16 protein-coding genes are annotated in these 17,337 nt (G+C 71.8%); 15 read left to right on the top strand and 1 reads right to left on the bottom strand.

The window, feature by feature from the left end:
- Positions 1-127 precede the first annotated feature (127 nt).
- The 7 genes from aroC (at position 128) to nusB (ending at position 6,327) form a co-directional block, all read left to right on the top strand.
- A complete protein-coding gene (aroC, locus tag ACSP97_RS07440; RefSeq protein WP_355149993.1) occupies positions 128-1,312 on the top strand; it encodes a chorismate synthase in 1,185 nt (394 codons plus the stop codon).
- Entirely contained in the window at positions 1,309-1,824 is a 516-nt protein-coding gene (locus tag ACSP97_RS07435) for a shikimate kinase (RefSeq protein WP_382014814.1), read from the top strand. Before aroC ends, ACSP97_RS07435 begins: the two co-directional genes overlap by 4 nt.
- Entirely contained in the window at positions 1,821-2,912 is a 1,092-nt protein-coding gene (gene aroB / locus ACSP97_RS07430) for a 3-dehydroquinate synthase (protein WP_355149997.1), read from the top strand. Before ACSP97_RS07435 ends, aroB begins: the two co-directional genes overlap by 4 nt.
- 199 nt (positions 2,913-3,111) lie before the next feature.
- On the top strand, positions 3,112-4,077 hold the full coding sequence (locus tag ACSP97_RS07425; protein WP_355149999.1) for a Pro-rich N-terminal domain-containing protein: 966 nt from the start codon (positions 3,112-3,114) through the stop codon (positions 4,075-4,077).
- Between the two features lie 98 nt (positions 4,078-4,175).
- Entirely contained in the window at positions 4,176-5,285 is a 1,110-nt protein-coding gene (locus ACSP97_RS07420; RefSeq protein ID WP_388313416.1) for an aminopeptidase P family protein, read from the top strand.
- 44 nt (positions 5,286-5,329) lie between these two features.
- The gene (efp, locus tag ACSP97_RS07415) at positions 5,330-5,896 is read left to right on the top strand and encodes an elongation factor P (RefSeq protein WP_070030057.1); all 567 of its coding nucleotides are present in this window, start codon (positions 5,330-5,332) and stop codon (positions 5,894-5,896) included.
- Between the two features lie 2 nt (positions 5,897-5,898).
- Positions 5,899-6,327 (top strand): transcription antitermination factor NusB, encoded by a 429-nt coding sequence (gene nusB / locus ACSP97_RS07410; protein WP_046423695.1) that lies wholly within the window; start codon positions 5,899-5,901, stop codon positions 6,325-6,327.
- A 233-nt stretch (positions 6,328-6,560) separates the two neighbouring features.
- Here the strand turns inward: nusB and bldD are convergent, their stop codons facing one another.
- Positions 6,561-7,064, bottom strand: coding sequence for a transcriptional regulator BldD (gene bldD / locus ACSP97_RS07405; RefSeq protein ID WP_014671524.1), 504 nt, complete (start codon positions 7,062-7,064; stop codon positions 6,561-6,563).
- A 252-nt stretch (positions 7,065-7,316) separates the two neighbouring features.
- Between bldD and pyrR the strand changes: the two genes are divergently transcribed.
- The 8 genes from pyrR (at position 7,317) to pyrF (ending at position 17,274) form a co-directional block, all read left to right on the top strand.
- Positions 7,317-7,889: a bifunctional pyr operon transcriptional regulator/uracil phosphoribosyltransferase PyrR gene (gene pyrR / locus ACSP97_RS07400; RefSeq protein ID WP_355150004.1), complete on the top strand. Its 573-nt coding sequence runs from the start codon at positions 7,317-7,319 to the stop codon at positions 7,887-7,889.
- Positions 7,890-7,978: 89 nt separating this feature from the next.
- On the top strand, positions 7,979-8,953 hold the full coding sequence (locus ACSP97_RS07395) for an aspartate carbamoyltransferase catalytic subunit (protein ID WP_355328630.1): 975 nt from the start codon (positions 7,979-7,981) through the stop codon (positions 8,951-8,953).
- A 4-nt stretch (positions 8,954-8,957) separates the two neighbouring features.
- Complete coding sequence (locus ACSP97_RS07390) at positions 8,958-10,244, top strand: dihydroorotase (protein ID WP_358274704.1); 1,287 nt, start codon at positions 8,958-8,960, stop codon at positions 10,242-10,244.
- Positions 10,241-10,801, top strand: coding sequence for a PH-like domain-containing protein (locus ACSP97_RS07385; RefSeq protein WP_355150010.1), 561 nt, complete (start codon positions 10,241-10,243; stop codon positions 10,799-10,801). The genes ACSP97_RS07390 and ACSP97_RS07385 overlap by 4 nt, the downstream gene beginning before the upstream one ends.
- Positions 10,798-11,940, top strand: a complete 1,143-nt coding sequence (carA, locus tag ACSP97_RS07380) for a glutamine-hydrolyzing carbamoyl-phosphate synthase small subunit (RefSeq protein ID WP_355328628.1) — start codon at positions 10,798-10,800, stop codon at positions 11,938-11,940. Before ACSP97_RS07385 ends, carA begins: the two co-directional genes overlap by 4 nt.
- The gene (carB, locus tag ACSP97_RS07375; RefSeq protein WP_355150014.1) at positions 11,933-15,241 is read left to right on the top strand and encodes a carbamoyl-phosphate synthase large subunit; all 3,309 of its coding nucleotides are present in this window, start codon (positions 11,933-11,935) and stop codon (positions 15,239-15,241) included. Before carA ends, carB begins: the two co-directional genes overlap by 8 nt.
- A gap of 84 nt (positions 15,242-15,325) precedes the next feature.
- Positions 15,326-16,432: a quinone-dependent dihydroorotate dehydrogenase gene (locus ACSP97_RS07370; protein ID WP_355328626.1), complete on the top strand. Its 1,107-nt coding sequence runs from the start codon at positions 15,326-15,328 to the stop codon at positions 16,430-16,432.
- Entirely contained in the window at positions 16,429-17,274 is an 846-nt protein-coding gene (gene pyrF, locus ACSP97_RS07365; protein ID WP_355150018.1) for an orotidine-5'-phosphate decarboxylase, read from the top strand. The genes ACSP97_RS07370 and pyrF overlap by 4 nt, the downstream gene beginning before the upstream one ends.
- Positions 17,275-17,337: the final 63 nt, after the last annotated feature.

The raw sequence follows: 17,337 nt of genomic DNA, 5'->3' as shown, positions 1-17,337 counted from the left end.
GGACAGCCGCCCCGGACGTGGGAGGATCGGGGGTGGCGGACCGGCGTCGCGCATCCGGTCACGCCGTCACCGACGCGAGGACACGCGTACGCAGGGCAGTACCGGGCGCGAACACTGAGGAGCACCGTTGAGCAGGCTGCGTTGGCTGACCGCGGGGGAGTCCCACGGTCCCGCACTTGTCGCGACGCTGGAGGGCCTTCCCGCCGGCGTGCCGATCACCACGGAGATGGTGGCGGACCACTTGGCGCGGCGGCGGCTCGGCTATGGCCGCGGTGCGCGGATGAAGTTCGAGCGGGACGAGGTCACCTTTCTGGGTGGCGTCCGGCACGGGCTGACCCTCGGCTCGCCGGTCGCGATCATGGTGGGCAACACCGAGTGGCCGAAGTGGGAGCAGGTCATGTCGGCCGACCCGGTCGACGCCGAGATCCTCGACGGGCTCGCCCGCAACGCGCCGCTGACCCGGCCGAGGCCCGGTCACGCCGACCTGGCGGGCATGCAGAAGTACGGTTTCGACGAGGCCCGTCCGATCCTGGAGCGCGCCTCGGCCCGGGAGACCGCGGCCCGGGTGGCGCTCGGCGCGGTCGCCCGCTCCTACCTGAAGGAGACGGCCGGCGTCGAGATCGTCTCCCACGTGGTCGAGCTGTGCTCCGTGAAGGCCCCGCAGGGGGTCTACCCGACGCCGGCCGACGTGGCGAAGCTGGACGAGGACCCGCTGCGCTGCCTGGACGCGGACACGTCCAAGGCGATGGTCGCGGAGGTCGACCAGGCCCACAAGGACGGCGACACCCTCGGTGGCGTGGTCGAGGTGCTGGCCTACGGCGTCCCGGTGGGCCTCGGCTCGCACGTGCACTGGGACCGCAAGCTGGACGCGCGTCTGGCCGGTGCCCTGATGGGCATCCAGGCGATCAAGGGCGTGGAGATCGGCGACGGCTTCGAGCTGGCGCGGGTGCCCGGTTCGAAGGCGCACGACGAGATCGTCGCCACCTCCGAGGGCATCCGGCGCGTCTCCGGGCGCGCGGGCGGCACCGAGGGCGGCCTGTCCACCGGTGAGCTGCTGCGGGTGCGGGCGGCGATGAAGCCGATCGCGACGGTGCCGCGCGCCCTGCGGACCGTGGACGTGGCCACCGGCGAGGCCGCCCAGGCCCACCACCAGCGGTCCGACGTCTCCGCGGTGCCGGCCGCGGGCATCGTCGCCGAGGCCATGGTGGCCCTCGTGCTCGCGGACGCGGTCGCGGAGAAGTTCGGCGGCGACTCGGTGGCCGAGACCCGGCGCAACGTCCGCTCGTACCTCGACAACCTCGCGATCCGATGACCGCCCCGCAGGTCGTCCTGGTCGGTCCGATGGGTGTGGGCAAGTCCACCGTCGGCCGGTTGCTCGCCGAGCGGCTGGGCAGCGGTTACCGGGACACCGACGACGACATCGTGGCCGCCGAGGGCCGGACCATCTCCGAGATCTTCGTGGACGAGGGCGAGGAGTCCTTCCGGGCGCTGGAGAAGGCGGCCGTGGCCGCCGCGCTCGCCGGGCACGAGGGCGTCCTCGCGCTCGGCGGCGGTGCGATCCTGGACCCCGGCACGCGCGCGCTGCTGGCCGGGCATCGGGTGGTCTACCTCTCCATGGGCGTGGAGGAGGCGGTGCGGCGCACCGGTCTGAACGTGGCCCGTCCGCTGCTCGCGGTCAACCCGCGCAAGCAGTGGCGGGAGCTGATGGAGGCCCGGCGCCATCTGTACGAGGAGGTCGCCACCGCCGTCGTGGAGACGGACGGGCGCACCCCCGAAGAGGTCGCGCAAGCGGCGCTGGACGCACTGGAGTTGAAGAAGGCATGAGCGAGGCAGTCACCCGGATCGAGGTCGCCGGCACCGCCGGCACCGACCCCTACGAGGTGCTGGTGGGCCGGCAACTCCTGGGCGAACTGGGCGGGTTGATCGGCGACAAGGCCAAGCGGGTCGCGGTGATCCACCCCGAGGCGCTGGCCGAGACCGGCGACGCGCTCCGCGCCGACCTGGCCGAGCAGGGCTACGAGGCCATCGCCATCCAGGTGCCCAACGCCGAGGAGGCCAAGACCGCCGAGGTGTCCGCCTACTGCTGGAAGGCGCTCGGCCAGTCGCAGTTCACCCGCACCGACGTCATCGTCGGCGTGGGCGGCGGCGCGACCACCGACCTCGCCGGTTTCGTGGCCGCGACCTGGCTGCGCGGGGTGCGCTGGATCGCCGTACCGACCACCGTGCTCGCCATGGTGGACGCGGCGGTCGGCGGCAAGACCGGCATCAACACCCCCGAGGGCAAGAACCTGGTGGGCGCCTTCCACCCGCCGGCCGGTGTGCTGTGCGACCTGGCGGCGCTGGACTCCCTCCCGGTCAACGACTACGTCTCCGGACTCGCCGAGATCATCAAGGCCGGCTTCATCGCCGACCCGGTGATCCTCGACCTGATCGAGGCCGACCCCGAGGCCGCCCGCACCCCGGCCGGTCCGCACACGGCCGAGCTGATCGAGCGTTCGATCCGGGTGAAGGCCGAGGTCGTCTCCTCGGACCTGAAGGAGTCCGGCCGCCGGGAGATCCTCAACTACGGTCACACCCTCGGCCACGCCATCGAGAAGAACGAGCGCTACAAGTGGCGGCACGGCGCCGCGGTCGCGGTCGGCATGCACTTCGCCGCCGAACTCGGCCGTCTCGCCGGCCGGTTGGACGACGCGACCGCCGACCGCCACCGCGCGATCCTCGAGTCCGTCGGTCTCCCGCTGCACTACCGCTACGACCAGTGGCCCAAGCTGGTGGAGAACATGAAGGTCGACAAGAAGTCCCGCGGCGACCTGTTGCGCTTCATCGTCCTGGACGGCCTGGCCAAGCCGACCGTCCTGGAGGGACCCGACCCGGCCGTGCTGCTGGCCGCCTACGGAGAAGTGGGCGAGTAGCCCCGCCGCGGCCGGTCCCTCGCACGGCCGGCCCCCCGCGGCCCGCTCCCGGCGGGCCGCGCCGCTTCCCCCGCCCCGTCGGGCACTTCGGACCCACCCCGGCCGTTTCACCGAACGACGGCCGGGGACGGTACCGTTCGGGAAGGAGCGGGGCCTCGCCCCCGCAGCCAACTGCCTGTACGAGACGGAGTGGCAACGGATGCAGCACGCAGTGGGTTCTCCGCTGCCGCCGCCCCACCAGCCGGGGCACCGGCCGCACACCAGCTGGCCGCCGGCCGCACACCATCCCGGCCCGCCCCAGGGACCGTCGTCCCCGCCCCCGCCGCCCCCGGGCTTCCCCGGCCCGTCCGTGCCGCCCCCGCCGGGCCGGCCGCGCCCGCAGGCCCCCTCCGGCCCGTTCCCGCCCCCGGGACAGCCGGGGCCGGCCGCGCCCGCCGGTCCGCCGCCCGCCCCGGCCCGCTCGGGCCCGATACCGCCGGCGCCCCCGCGGCAGGCGCCCGCGCCCCCGGCCCCCTCCGACGTCACCGGCCATGTGCATCTGCCGCCCGGCGGACCGGTCGGCGTGCCCACGGCGGCCCCGACCACCACCGCGGTGCCCGATGCGACGACCACCACCCTGGCCGTGCTGCTGATCGGTCCGGCCGGTGCGGGCAAGACCAGCGTGGCCCGCTACTGGGCGGACCGCCGCCGCGTGCCCACCGCCCACATCAGCCTGGACGACGTCCGCGAATGGGTGCGCTCCGGCTTCGCCGACCCCCAGTCCGGCTGGAACGACCACTCCGAGGCCCAGTACCGGCTGGCCCGCCGCACCTGCGGCTTCGCCGCGCGGAACTTCCTGGCCAACGGCATCTCCTGCATCCTGGACGACGCCGTCTTCCCGGACCGCCCGGTCGTCGGCCTCGGCGGCTGGAAGCGCCATGTGGGCCCGGGCCTGCTCCCGGTCGTCCTGCTGCCCGGCCTGGACGTGGTCCTGGAGCGCAACGCCGAACGCACCGGCAACCGCCGCCTCACCGACGAGGAGGTGGCCCGCATCCACGGCCGCATGGCCGGCTGGTACGGCTCGGGCCTGCCGATCATCGACAACTCACAGCTGGACGTCCCGGGGACGGCACGTGTGCTGGACGAGGTCCTGGCGAGGGCGATAGCCAGCCCCCCGAGCTGGTGAGCACCGGGCCGCCCGCCCCGGCCCGCGGGGCACCGTCCCCACGCCCCACTCGGCCCCCAAAAACGGCACAAACGGCATAAAACTCCTACGCTCATCTCATGTCAGAGGTGTACGCGAACCGCCGATCCCGACTGCGGGACCACTTCAACGCGGCCGGCACCGCGGCAGCGCTCGTCACCCGTCCCGCCAACGTGCGCTACCTCGCGGCCGCCGCCCCGCACGGCGCCGTGCTGCTCCTCGGCAGCCAAGAGGACCTCCTGGTCTGCTCGGGACCGCCCGACGACCGCCCCTTCGAGGGCCGCCCCGACGACACCCTGCGGGTGCACGTGCTGCCCGCCCACGGCGGCGCCGACCCCGCCGTGACCGCCGCGGGCCTCGCCCAGGGCCAGGGCGCGGACTCCCTCGCCGTCGAGGAGCACCATCTGACGGTCGGCAGACACCGGGCCATCGCCGCCGCCGCGCCCGCCCTGCGCCTCGGCGACGTGGGCGGCGCCGTGGAGCAGCTGCGGATCGTCAAGGACGAGGAGGAGATCTCCTGCCTGCGGATCGGCGCCGAGATCGCCGATCAGGCCCTCGGTGAGCTGCTGGAGTCCATCCTGGTGGGCCGCACCGAGCGGCACCTCGCGCTGGAGCTGGAGCGCCGCCTGGTCGACCACGGCGCCGACGGGCCGGCCTTCCCCACCTCCGTGGCCACCGGCCCGCACTCCGGCCGCCGCGGCCACCGGCCCACCGACCGGCGCGTGGAGGAGGGCGATTTCCTCTCCGTGTGCCTGGGCGCGACCTACCGGGGCTACCGCTGCGAGATCGGCCGCACCTTCGTCATCGGCACCTCCCCGGCGGACTGGCAGATCCAGCTGTACGACCTGGTCTTCTCCGCGCAGCGGGCCGGCCGCGAGGCCCTCGCGCCCGGCGCCGCCTACCGTGACGTGGACCGCGCGGCACGCCATGTGCTGGACTCCGCGGGCTATGCGGAGGCCCTGCCACCGCTGACCGGTCACGGTGTCGGACTCGAAATCGACGAGGACCCGCAGTTGGCGCCCGCGGCCATGGGTAAACTGGACGCTTGCGTGCCGGTCACCGTCGAACCGGGGGTCCACCTCCCGGGCCGGGGCGGTGTCCGGATCGATGACACGCTCGTCGTGCGCCCCGAGGCGGACGGCGGACCCGAGCTACTCACCATCACGACCAAGGAGCTGCTCGCGCTGTAGCGCGTGACCCGGGGTCGTACGTCAGTCCAGGAGATTCCGCAACCGTGGCTTCCACGAACGACCTCAAGAACGGCATGGTGCTCAAGCTCGAAGGCGGCCAGCTCTGGTCCGTCGTCGAGTTCCAGCACGTCAAGCCCGGCAAGGGCCCGGCCTTCGTGCGCACCAAGCTCAAGAACGTGCTGTCCGGCAAGGTCGTCGACAAGACCTTCAACGCCGGCGTCAAGGTCGAGACGGCCACTGTCGACAAGCGCGACATGCAGTTCTCGTACATGGACGGCGACTACTTCGTCTTCATGGACATGGAGACCTACGACCAGCTGATGGTCGACCGCAAGGCCGTCGGCGACGCCGCCAACTTCCTGATCGAGGGCTTCACCGCCACCGTGGCGCAGCACGAGGGCGAGGTGCTCTTCGTGGAGCTGCCGGCCGCCGTCGAGCTGACCGTCCAGGAGACCGAGCCGGGCGTCCAGGGCGACCGCTCCACCGGCGGCACCAAGCCCGCCACCCTGGAGACCGGCCACCAGATCCAGGTCCCGCTCTTCATCACCACCGGTGAGAAGATCAAGGTCGACACCCGTACGAGCGACTACCTCGGCCGGGTGAACAGCTAACCGTGGCTGCCCGCAACACGGCCCGCAAGCGCGCCTTCCAGATCCTCTTCGAGGGCGACCAGCGCGGCGCCGACGTCCTGACGGTCCTCGCCGACTGGGTCCGGCTGTCCCGGTCCGACACCCGGCAGCCGCCGGTCAGCGAGTACACGATGCAGCTGGTCGAGGGCTACGCCGAGCACGCGCGGCGCATCGACGAGCTGATCGCCCAGTACGCGGTCGGGTGGACGCTCGACCGGATGCCGGTCGTGGACCGCAACATCCTGCGGCTGGGCGCGTACGAGCTGATCTGGGTCGACGAGACCCCGGACGCCGTCGTCCTGGACGAGATGGTGCAGCTGGCGAAGGAGTTCTCGACCGACGAGTCGCCCTCGTTCGTCAACGGTCTGCTGGGCCGCCTCAAGGAGCTGAAGCCTTCGCTGCGCCGGGCCTAGTCACCGGCTGCGCCCGCTCGGCCGAAGAAGCCACGACAGGGGCGTGGGCGACCGTGAGACGGCGCCATGGGTTCTCCATGGCCTGTCGCGCGGTCGTCCGCGCCCCTGAGCCGTGCCGCGCGCCCAGGGCCGGGAGGCGGCCGGAACCGTCGTGAGAAAACGTCGCCGGGGTGGCCGGAACCATAGAGTTCCGGCCACCCCGGCGACACGTTTCTGCTGGCAGGTCTACGCCGTCACGCCTCTTCGTGCGTGGCGACCGCGCGGCGGGCGTCCGCGTCCAGCACGCCCCAGCTGATCAGCTGCTCGGTGAGGACCGAGGGGGACTGGTCGTAGATGACGGCGAGTGTGCGCAGGTCGTCCTGGCGGATGGAGAGGACCTTGCCGTTGTAGTCGCCGCGCTGGGACTGGATCGTCGCCGCGTAGCGCTGGAGGGGTCCCGCCTTCTCGGCCGGCACCGTGGCCAGCCGCTCCAGGTCGAGGACCAGCTTCGGCGGCGGCTCGGCGGCGCCGCCCGGCGTGGTGCCCGGCAGGAGCTCCTGTACCGGAACGCCATAGAAATCGGCCAGCTCGGCGAGGCGCTGCACGGTCACGGCACGGTCGCCGCGCTCGTACGAGCCCACCACCACGGCCTTCCAGCGACCCTGGGACTTCTCCTCGACACCGTGGAGGGAAAGGCCCTGCTGGGTGCGGATGGCCCGGAGCTTGGCCCCGAGCTGTTTGGCGTATTCGCTGGACATATAGCTCCCCGGACACTGTGTCGACGCGGCCGGCTGTCTTCCCGCCGCGCGTTTGGTAACTCACTGTGAGGTTACGCAGCGTGACACTTGTGCGTCAAGCCGAATGGGCCACCCCGACGCTTCCGTGGTAGTGATGTCCGATTAGGCCAAGCGGGTGACAAGACCTCGGTCGATGACCTGGTACCGTGGTTGGCGCAATTCCGACGTCCTTTAAGGTCCGTCCCGTGAGGCGGAGAAGGAGGTCCGTTTTTTATGGACACGCACGCCCATGAGCATGCGATCGATGCCCGCCCCGTCCTCGAGGGCCCGGACATCGCGCGGGTCATGACCCGTATCGCCCACGAGATCGTGGAGCGCGCCAAGGGCGCCGACGACGTGGTGCTCCTCGGCATTCCCACCCGCGGCGTCTTCCTCGCCCAGCGGCTGGCCGCCAAGCTCGCGCAGATCACCGACCGCACGATCCCGGTCGGCTCCCTCGACATCACCATGTACCGCGACGACCTGCGCATGCACCCGCCGCGTGCGCTGGCCCGCACCGAGATCCCCGGTGACGGCATCGACGGCAAGCTGGTCGTCCTCGTCGACGACGTGCTCTTCTCCGGCCGCACCATCCGCGCCGCCCTCGACGCCCTGAACGACATCGGGCGCCCGCGCGCGGTGCAGCTCGCGGTCCTGGTCGACCGCGGCCACCGGGAGCTGCCGATCCGCGCCGACTACGTCGGCAAGAACCTCCCCACGTCGCTGCGGGAGACGGTCAAGGTCCAGCTCGCCGAGGAGGACGGTCGCGACACCGTGCTGCTCGGTGTGAAGCCGGCCGACCAGTAGCAAGTCAGGCGCACAAGGGTCGCTTCGGCGTACCCGCGGACGCCGCGATTTGCCCCAATCCTCCTGAACTGCCTTACGGAGCCTGACAGATGCAGCGTCATCTCATCTCGGCCGCCGACCTCACCCGCGACGACGCCGTCCTGATCCTCGACACCGCCGAGGAGATGGCCCGGGTCGCCGACCGGCCGATCAAGAAGCTGCCGACCCTGCGCGGCCGCACCGTCGTCAACCTCTTCTTCGAGGACTCCACGCGCACCCGGATCTCCTTCGAGGCCGCCGAGAAGCGCCTGTCCGCGGACGTCATCAACTTCTCCGCCAAGGGGTCGAGCGTGTCCAAGGGCGAGTCCCTGAAGGACACCGCCCAGACCCTGGAGGCGATGGGCGTCGACGCCGTCGTCATCCGGCACGGCGCCTCCGGCGCGCCCTACCGTCTCGCCACCTCCGGCTGGATCGACGCCGCCGTGATCAACGCGGGCGACGGCACCCACCAGCACCCCACCCAGGCCCTGCTGGACGCCTTCACCATGCGCCGCCGCCTGGTCGGCCGGGACACCGGGCTCGGCCAGGACCTGGCCGGCAAGCGCGTCACTCTCGTCGGCGACGTGCTGCACAGCCGGGTCGCCCGCTCCAACGTCGACCTGCTGCACACCCTCGGCGCCGAGGTCACCCTGGTCGCCCCGCCCACCCTGCTGCCGGTCGGCGTCGAGTCCTGGCCCTGCGCCGTCTCCTACGACCTCGACAGCACGCTGCCCAAGTGCGACGCGGTGATGATGCTCCGGGTCCAGCGCGAGCGCATGAACGCCGCGTTCTTCCCCACCGAGCGCGAGTACTCCCGGCGCTACGGCCTCGACGGCGACCGCATGGCCAAGCTGCCCGAGCACGCCATCGTGATGCACCCGGGCCCGATGGTGCGCGGCATGGAGATCACCGCCGAGGTCGCCGACTCCGACCGCTGCACCGCCGTGGAGCAGGTCGCCAACGGCGTGTCCATCCGGATGGCCGTCCTGTACCTGCTGCTCGGCGGCAACGAGCCCGCCGCCGCCAACCGCACTGAGGAGAAGTAAGAACATGAGCAAGACCCTGATCCGCGGTGCGAAGGTGCTCGGCGGCGAGCCGCAGGACGTGCTGATCGACGGCGAGACCATCGCGGAGATCGGCACCGGCCTCGACGCCGAGGGCGCCGAGGTGGTCGAGGCCGGCGGCAAGGTGCTGCTGCCGGGCCTGGTCGACCTGCACACCCATCTGCGCGAGCCCGGCCGCGAGGACTCCGAGACCGTGCTCACCGGCACCCGCGCGGCCGCGAGCGGCGGCTACACCGCCGTGTTCGCCATGGCCAACACCTTCCCCGTCGCCGACACCGCCGGCGTGGTCGAGCAGGTGTGGCGGCTCGGCAAGGAGCACGGCTACTGCGACGTCCAGCCCATCGGCGCCGTCACCGTCGGCCTGGAGGGCAGGAAGCTCGCCGAACTGGGCGCCATGCACGAGTCGGCCGCCGGGGTCACCGTCTTCTCCGACGACGGCAAGTGCGTGGACGACGCGGTGATCATGCGCCGCGCCCTGGAGTACGTGAAGGCGTTCGACGGTGTCGTCGCCCAGCACGCCCAGGAGCCGCGGCTGACCGAGGGCGCCCAGATGAACGAGGGCGTCGTCTCCGCCGAACTGGGCCTCGGCGGCTGGCCGGCCGTCGCCGAGGAGTCGATCATCGCCCGCGACGTCCTGCTCGCCGAGCACGTCGGCTCCCGCGTCCACATCTGCCACCTGTCGACCGCGGGATCGGTCGAGATCGTCCGCTGGGCCAAGTCCCGCGGCATCCAGGTCACCGCCGAGGTCACCCCGCATCACCTGCTGCTCACCGACGAACTGGTGCGCACCTACAACCCCGTCTACAAGGTCAACCCGCCGCTGCGCACCGAGCGCGACGTGCTGGCCCTGCGCGAGGCGCTCGCCGACGGCACGATCGACATCGTCGCCACCGACCACGCCCCGCACCCGCACGAGGACAAGGACTGCGAGTGGGCCGCGGCCGCAATGGGCATGGTCGGCCTGGAGACCGCGCTGTCGGTGGTCCAGGAGACCATGGTCGACACGGGCCTGCTGGACTGGGCCGGCGTCGCCGACCGGATGTCCGCCACGCCCGCGCGGATCGGACGGGCCCTCGGGCACGGCCGTCCCGTCTCGGCCGGTGAGCCTGCCAACCTCACCCTGGTCGACACCGCATACCGTGGCCAGGTGGACCCCGCGGGCTTCGCCTCGCGCAGCCGCAACACCCCCTACCAGGGACGCGAGCTGCCGGGCCGTGTGACGCACACGTGGCTGCGGGGCAAGGCCACGCTCGTCGACGGGAAGCTCACGTGACACCTGTAATCCTCCTGGCCGAGACCCAGAGATCCGCCTCGGTCACCGACTGGCCGGCCCGTATCGGCTGGCTCGTCGGGCTCCTGCTCTTCATCGCGCTCGTCTACTGGCTGATGCGCGAGGGCTGGAAATGGCGCGGCACCCTCCAGAGCGACATCCCGGAGCTGCCCGACGCGCCCGAGGACACCGGCCCGGTGAGACTGAGCATGAGCGGCCGCTACCACGGCTCCACCACCGCCGGGCAGTGGCTGGACCGCATCGTGGCCCACGGCCTGGGCACCCGCAGCCTGGCCCGGCTCACCCTCACCGACGCGGGCCTGGCCGTCGAACGCCCCGGCGCGAACGACTTCTTCATCCCCGCCGCCGCCCTGCGCGAGGCCCGGCTCGACAAGGGCATCGCCGGCAAGGTCCTCACCGAGGGCGGACTGCTGGTGGTGACCTGGGCGCACGGCGACAAACTGATCGACTCCGGCTTCCGCTCCGACCACGCGGCCGAGCACCCCGAATGGGCCGACACCTTGAACCACATGATCAACGACACGGAAGGCGCACGATGACGACCTCCACCAGGGGAGCCGCGAAGACTCCCGCCGTACTCGTCCTGGAGGACGGCCGCACGTTCCGCGGCCGCGCCTACGGGGCCGTGGGGGAGACCTTCGGCGAGGCCGTGTTCTCCACCGGCATGACCGGCTACCAGGAGACCCTGACCGACCCGTCGTACGACCGCCAGATCGTCGTCGCCACCGCCCCGCAGATCGGCAACACCGGCTGGAACGACGAGGACGACGAGTCGGCCCGCATCTGGGTCTCCGGCTACGTGGTCCGAGACCCCGCGCGCGTCCCGTCCAACTGGCGCTCCCGGCGCTCCCTGGACGACGAGCTGGAGCGCCAGGGAGTGGTCGGCATCTCCGGTATCGACACCCGCGCCCTCACCCGCCACCTGCGCGAACGCGGCTCCATGCGGGCCGGCATCTTCTCCGGCGAGTCGATCGCCACCGACGCCGAACTGCTGGCGCGGGTCCAGGCCCAGCCCCAGATGAAGGGCGCGAGCCTCTACGAGGAGGTCGCCACCAAGGAGGCGTACGTCGTCCCCGCGGTCGGCGACAAGAAGTTCACCGTCGCCGCGATCGACCTCGGCATCAAGGGCATGACCCCGCAGCGCATGGCCGAGCGCGGCATCGAGGTGCACGTGCTGCCCGCCACCGCCACCGCCGACGAGGTCTACGCCGTCAACCCGGACGGCGTGTTCTTCTCCAACGGCCCCGGCGACCCCGCCACCGCCGACGGCCCGGTCGCCCTGATGACCGCCGTCCTGGAGCGCCGGACGCCGCTGTTCGGCATCTGCTTCGGCAACCAGATCCTCGGCCGCGCCCTCGGCTTCGGCACCTACAAGCTGAAGTACGGCCACCGGGGCATCAACCAGCCGGTCCAGGACCGCACCACCGGCAAGGTCGAGGTCACCGCGCACAACCACGGCTTCGCCGTCGACGCGCCCCTCGACAAGGTCAGCGAGACCAGGTTCGGCCGCGCCGAGGTCTCGCACGTCTGCCTGAACGACAACGTCGTGGAGGGGCTCCAGCTGCTCGACCAGCCCGCCTTCTCCGTCCAGTACCACCCCGAAGCGGCGGCCGGCCCGCACGACGCCGCCTACCTGTTCGACCGCTTCGTTTCCCTGATGGAGGGCCAGCGTGCCTAAGCGCACCGATATCCAGTCCGTCCTGGTCATCGGCTCCGGCCCGATCGTCATCGGCCAGGCCGCCGAGTTCGACTACTCCGGCACCCAGGCGTGCCGCGTGCTCAAGGCCGAAGGCCTGCGCGTCATCCTCGTCAACTCCAACCCGGCGACGATCATGACCGACCCGGAGATCGCCGACGCCACCTACGTCGAGCCGATCACCCCGGAGTTCGTCGAGAAGATCATCGCCAAGGAGCGTCCCGACGCCCTGCTGCCCACCCTGGGCGGCCAGACGGCCCTGAACACCGCCATCTCGCTGCACGAGAACGGCGTTCTGGCCAAGTACGGCGTCGAGCTGATCGGCGCCAAGCCCGAGGCCATCCACAAGGGCGAGGACCGCGACCTGTTCAAGGGCGTCGTGGAGGAGGTCCGGCGCAAGATCGGGTACGGCGAGTCCGCCCGCTCGGTGATCTGCCACTCCATGGACGACGTCCTCAAGGGCGTCGAGACGCTCGGCGGCTACCCCGTGGTCGTGCGCCCGTCCTTCACCATGGGCGGCGCCGGCTCCGGCTTCGCGCACGACGAGGAGGAGCTGCGCCGCATCGCCGGCCAGGGCCTCACCCTCTCGCCGACCACCGAGGTGCTCCTGGAGGAGTCCATCCTCGGCTGGAAGGAGTACGAGCTGGAGCTGATGCGCGACAAGAACGACAACGTCGTGGTCGTCTGCTCCATCGAGAACTTCGACCCGATGGGCGTGCACACCGGTGACTCGATCACCGTCGCGCCCTCGATGACGCTGACCGACCGTGAGTACCAGATCCTGCGCGACATCGGCATCGCCGTCATCCGCGAGGTCGGCGTCGACACCGGCGGCTGCAACATCCAGTTCGCGGTGAACCCCGAGGACGGCCGCGTGATCGTCATCGAGATGAACCCGCGCGTCTCCCGCTCCTCGGCCCTCGCCTCCAAGGCGACCGGCTTCCCGATCGCGAAGATCGCCGCCAAGCTGGCCGTCGGCTACACCCTGGACGAGATCCCGAACGACATCACGCAGGAGACCCCGGCCTCCTTCGAGCCCACGCTCGACTACGTGGTCGTCAAGGCGCCGCGCTTCGCGTTCGAGAAGTTCCCGCAGGCCGACTCCACGCTGACCACCACCATGAAGTCGGTCGGCGAGGCCATGGCCATCGGCCGCAACTTCCCCGAGGCCTTCCAGAAGGCGCTGCGCTCGCTGGAGAAGAAGGGCAGCCAGTTCACCTTCGCCGGCGACCCCGGCGACAAGGAGACCCTGCTGCGCGAGGCCGTACGGCCCACCGACGGCCGGATCAACACCGTCATGCAGGCCATCCGGGCCGGCGCCACCCCGGAGGAGGTCTTCGCGTACACGAAGATCGACCCCTGGTTCGTGGACCAGCTCTTCCTCATCAAGGAGATCGCGGACGAGCTGGCCGAGGCCGCCGAGCTGACCGGCGACCTGCTCGCCGAGGCCAAGCGGCACGGCTTCTCCGACCAGCAGATCGCCGAGATCCGCGGTCTGCGCGAGGACGTCGTCCGCGAGGTCCGGCACGCCTTCGGCATCCGCCCGGTCTACAAGACGGTCGACACCTGCGCCGCCGAGTTCGCCGCCAGGACGCCGTACTTCTACTCCGCCTACGACATGGAGTCGGAGGTCGCCCCGCGCGAGAAGCCGGCCGTCATCATCCTGGGCTCCGGCCCCAACCGCATCGGCCAGGGCATCGAGTTCGACTACTCCTGCGTCCACGCCTCCTTCGCGCTGTCCGAAGCCGGGTACGAGACCGTGATGGTCAACTGCAACCCGGAGACCGTCTCCACCGACTACGACACCTCCGACCGGCTGTACTTCGAGCCGCTCACCCTGGAGGACGTGCTGGAGATCGTCCACGCCGAGCAGCAGGCCGGCCCGGTGGCGGGCGTGGTCGTCCAGCTCGGCGGCCAGACCCCGCTGGGCCTCGCGCAGGCCCTGAAGGACAACGGCGTGCCGATCGTCGGCACCTCCCCGGAGGCCATCCACGCCGCCGAGGACCGCGGCGCCTTCGGCCGGGTCCTCGCCGAGGCGGGCCTGCCGGCTCCGAAGCACGGCACCGCCACCACCTTCGAGGGCGCCAAGGCCATCGCCGACGAGATCGGCTACCCGGTCCTGGTCCGGCCGTCGTACGTGCTCGGCGGGCGCGGCATGGAGATCGTCTACGACGAGACCCGCCTCGCCGCCTACATCGCCGAGTCCACCGAGATCAGCCCGTCCCGGCCGGTCCTGGTCGACCGCTTCCTCGACGACGCCATCGAGATCGACGTCGACGCGCTCTACGACGGCGAGGAGCTGTACCTCGGCGGCGTCATGGAGCACATCGAGGAGGCCGGCATCCACTCCGGCGACTCGGCGTGCGCGCTGCCCCCGATCACCCTCGGCGGCTTCGACATCAAGCGGCTGCGCGCCTCCACCGAGGCCATCGCCAAGGGCGTCGGCGTGCGCGGCCTGATCAACATCCAGTTCGCGATGGCCGGCGACATCCTCTACGTCCTGGAGGCCAACCCGCGCGCCTCCCGCACGGTCCCCTTCACCTCGAAGGCGACCGCGGTGCCGCTCGCCAAGGCCGCCGCCCGGATCTCGCTGGGCGCGACCATCGCCGAACTGCGCGCCGAGGGGCTGCTGCCGAAGCACGGCGACGGCGGCGAGCTGCCGCTGGACGCGCCGATCTCCGTCAAGGAGGCCGTGATGCCGTGGTCGCGCTTCCGCGACATCCAGGGCCGCGGTGTGGACACCGTCCTCGGCCCGGAGATGCGCTCCACCGGCGAGGTCATGGGCATCGACTCCGTCTTCGGCACGGCGTACGCCAAGTCGCAGGCGGGCGCCTACGGCCCGCTGCCCACCAAGGGCCGCGCGTTCATCTCGGTCGCCAACCGCGACAAGCGCTCGATGATCTTCCCGGCCCGGGAGCTGGTCGCCCACGGCTTCGAGCTGCTGGCCACCTCCGGCACCGCCGAGGTCCTCAAGCGCAACGGCATCAACGCCACCGTGGTGCGCAAGCAGTCCGAGGGCACCGGCCCGAACGGCGAGAAGACCATCGTCCAGCTCATCCACGACGGCGAGGTCGACCTCATCGTCAACACCCCGTACGGCACCGGCGGCCGTCTCGACGGCTACGACATCCGTACGGCCGCCGTCGCCCGCTCCGTGCCGTGCCTGACGACCGTCCAGGCGCTCGCCGCGGCCGTCCAGGGCATCGACGCCCTCAACCACGGCGACGTGGGCGTCCGCTCGCTCCAGGAGCACGCGGAACACCTGACCGCGGCCCGCGACTAGCAGCCCCGAGGGGGACACCGGAAACGGTGTCCCCCTCTTCATGAGGACCCTCGGTCCGCATGAGAACCCAGAGGACTCTCCCAGATGTACAACCTGTTCTTCCGTCTGGTCTTCACACGGATGGACCCCGAGAAGGCCCACCACCTCGCCTTCCGCTGGATCCGGCTCGCCGTGCGCGTCCCGGTGCTGCGCACGTTCGTCGCGGCGGCCCTCGCCCCGCGCCACAAGGAGCTGCGCACCGAGGCCCTCGGGCTGCGGATGCACGGCCCCTTCGGACTCGCGGCCGGCTTCGACAAGAACGCCGTGGCGATCGACGGGATGTCGATGCTGGGCTTCGACCACGTCGAGATCGGCACGGTCACCGGAGAGCCGCAGCCCGGCAACCCCAAAAAGCGCCTGTTCCGGCTCGTCAAGGACCGCGCGCTGATCAACCGCATGGGCTTCAACAACGACGGCTCGCTGGCCGTCGCCGCCCGCCTGGCCACCCGTGAGCCGGTGTTCCGGACGGTCGTCGGCGTCAACATCGGCAAGACCAAGGTCGTCCCGGAGGCGGAGGCCGTCGCCGACTACGTGAAGTCCGCCGAGCGCCTGGCGCCGTACGCCGACTACCTGGTCGTCAACGTGTCCTCGCCGAACACCCCCGGCCTGCGCGACCTCCAGGCCGTCGACCACCTGCGCCCGCTGCTCACCGCGGTGCGCGAGGCCGCCGACCGCACGGTCCCCGGCCGCCGCGTCCCGCTCCTGGTGAAGATCGCCCCGGACCTGGCCGACGAGGACGTCGACGCCGTCGCCGACCTGGCCGTGGAGCTGGGCCTGGACGGCATCATCGCCACCAACACCACCATCGCCCGCGAGGGCCTCGGCCTGACCTCCCCGGCCGCCCTGGTGAAGGAGACCGGCGGGCTGTCCGGCGCGCCGCTCAAGGCCCGCTCCCTGGAGGTCCTGCGCCGCCTGTACGCCCGTGTGGGCGACCGGATCACCCTGGTGGGGGTCGGCGGCATCGAGACCGCCGAGGACGCCTGGCAGCGCATCCTGGCCGGCGCCACGCTGGTCCAGGGCTACAGCGCCTTCATCTACCAGGGCCCCTTCTGGTGCCGCGCGATCCACAAGGGCCTCGCCGCCCGCCTGCGCACCAGCCCGTACGCCACCCTCGCCGACGCGGTCGGCGCCGACGTGAGGAAGTCCGCATGACCGCCCCGGAGCCCTTCGGCACCCGTCTGCGCCGCGCCATGGACGAGCGCGGCCCGCTGTGCGTCGGCATCGACCCGCACGCCTCCCTGCTCGCCGAGTGGGGCCTGGCCGACGACGTGGCCGGCCTGGAGCGGTTCAGCCGCACGGTCGTGGAGGCCATGGCCGACCGGGTGGCCGTGCTGAAGCCGCAGAGCGCGTTCTTCGAGCGGTTCGGCTCGCGGGGGCTGGCCGTCCTGGAGAAGTCGGTCCAGGAGGCGCGCGCGGCCGGCGCCCTGGTCGTGATGGACGCCAAGCGCGGCGACATCGGCTCGACCATGGCCGCCTACGCCGAGGCGTTCCTGCACCCGGACGCCCCGCTGTTCTCCGACGCGCTGACCGTCTCGCCGTACCTGGGCTACGGCTCGCTGGGCCCGGCCGTGGCGCTGGCCCGCGAGAGCGGCGCCGGGCTGTTCGTGCTGGCGCTGACCTCGAACCCGGAGGGCGGCGAGGTGCAGCACGCGCTGCGCGCTGACGGCCGCAGCGTCGCGGCGACCGTGCTGGCCCACCTGGCGGCCGAGAACGCGGGCCAGGAGCCGCTGGGCTCCTTCGGCGCGGTGGTCGGTGCCACGCTCGGCGACCTCTCGGGGTACGACCTGGACATCAACGGCCCGCTGCTCGCGCCGGGCATCGGCGCCCAGGGCGCGACCCCGGCCGACCTTCCGGCGGTCTTCGGGACGGCCGTCGGCAACGTCGTGCCGAACGTCAGCCGGGGTGTGCTGCGTCACGGTCCCGACGTCGGGGCGCTGCGCGCGGCGGCCGGACGCTTCGCGGAGGAGATCCGCACGGCCGTCGCCGGCGGCTGACACCCTCCGACAGGTGCTCGGGTGAGCGGACCAGCGGCGACTTGAGTGTGAAGACATCCTCAA

Origin of the sequence: Streptomyces sp. SCPE 10 (assembly GCF_051980735.1) — a bacterium.
Classification (GTDB): domain Bacteria; phylum Actinomycetota; class Actinomycetes; order Streptomycetales; family Streptomycetaceae; genus Streptomyces; species Streptomyces misionensis.
The sequence above is the reverse complement of the archived record's forward strand: the minus strand, read 5'-3'. Positions and strand labels throughout refer to the sequence as shown.

What these genes read in the sequence shown, in the direction of transcription:
- ACSP97_RS07435 (WP_382014814.1), top strand. Translation starts at nt 1,309, where the DNA reads ATGACCGCCCCGCAGGTCGTCCTGGTCGGTCCGATGGGTGTGGGCAAG.
- aroB (WP_355149997.1), top strand. Translation starts at nt 1,821, where the DNA reads ATGAGCGAGGCAGTCACCCGGATCGAGGTCGCCGGCACCGCCGGCACC.
- ACSP97_RS07425 (WP_355149999.1), top strand. Translation starts at nt 3,112, where the DNA reads ATGCAGCACGCAGTGGGTTCTCCGCTGCCGCCGCCCCACCAGCCGGGG.
- ACSP97_RS07420 (WP_388313416.1), top strand. Translation starts at nt 4,176, where the DNA reads ATGTCAGAGGTGTACGCGAACCGCCGATCCCGACTGCGGGACCACTTC.
- bldD (WP_014671524.1), bottom strand. Translation starts at nt 7,064, where the DNA reads ATGTCCAGCGAATACGCCAAACAGCTCGGGGCCAAGCTCCGGGCCATC.
- pyrR (WP_355150004.1), top strand. Translation starts at nt 7,317, where the DNA reads ATGGACACGCACGCCCATGAGCATGCGATCGATGCCCGCCCCGTCCTC.
- ACSP97_RS07395 (WP_355328630.1), top strand. Translation starts at nt 7,979, where the DNA reads ATGCAGCGTCATCTCATCTCGGCCGCCGACCTCACCCGCGACGACGCC.
- ACSP97_RS07390 (WP_358274704.1), top strand. Translation starts at nt 8,958, where the DNA reads ATGAGCAAGACCCTGATCCGCGGTGCGAAGGTGCTCGGCGGCGAGCCG.
- carA (WP_355328628.1), top strand. Translation starts at nt 10,798, where the DNA reads ATGACGACCTCCACCAGGGGAGCCGCGAAGACTCCCGCCGTACTCGTC.
- ACSP97_RS07370 (WP_355328626.1), top strand. Translation starts at nt 15,326, where the DNA reads ATGTACAACCTGTTCTTCCGTCTGGTCTTCACACGGATGGACCCCGAG.
- pyrF (WP_355150018.1), top strand. Translation starts at nt 16,429, where the DNA reads ATGACCGCCCCGGAGCCCTTCGGCACCCGTCTGCGCCGCGCCATGGAC.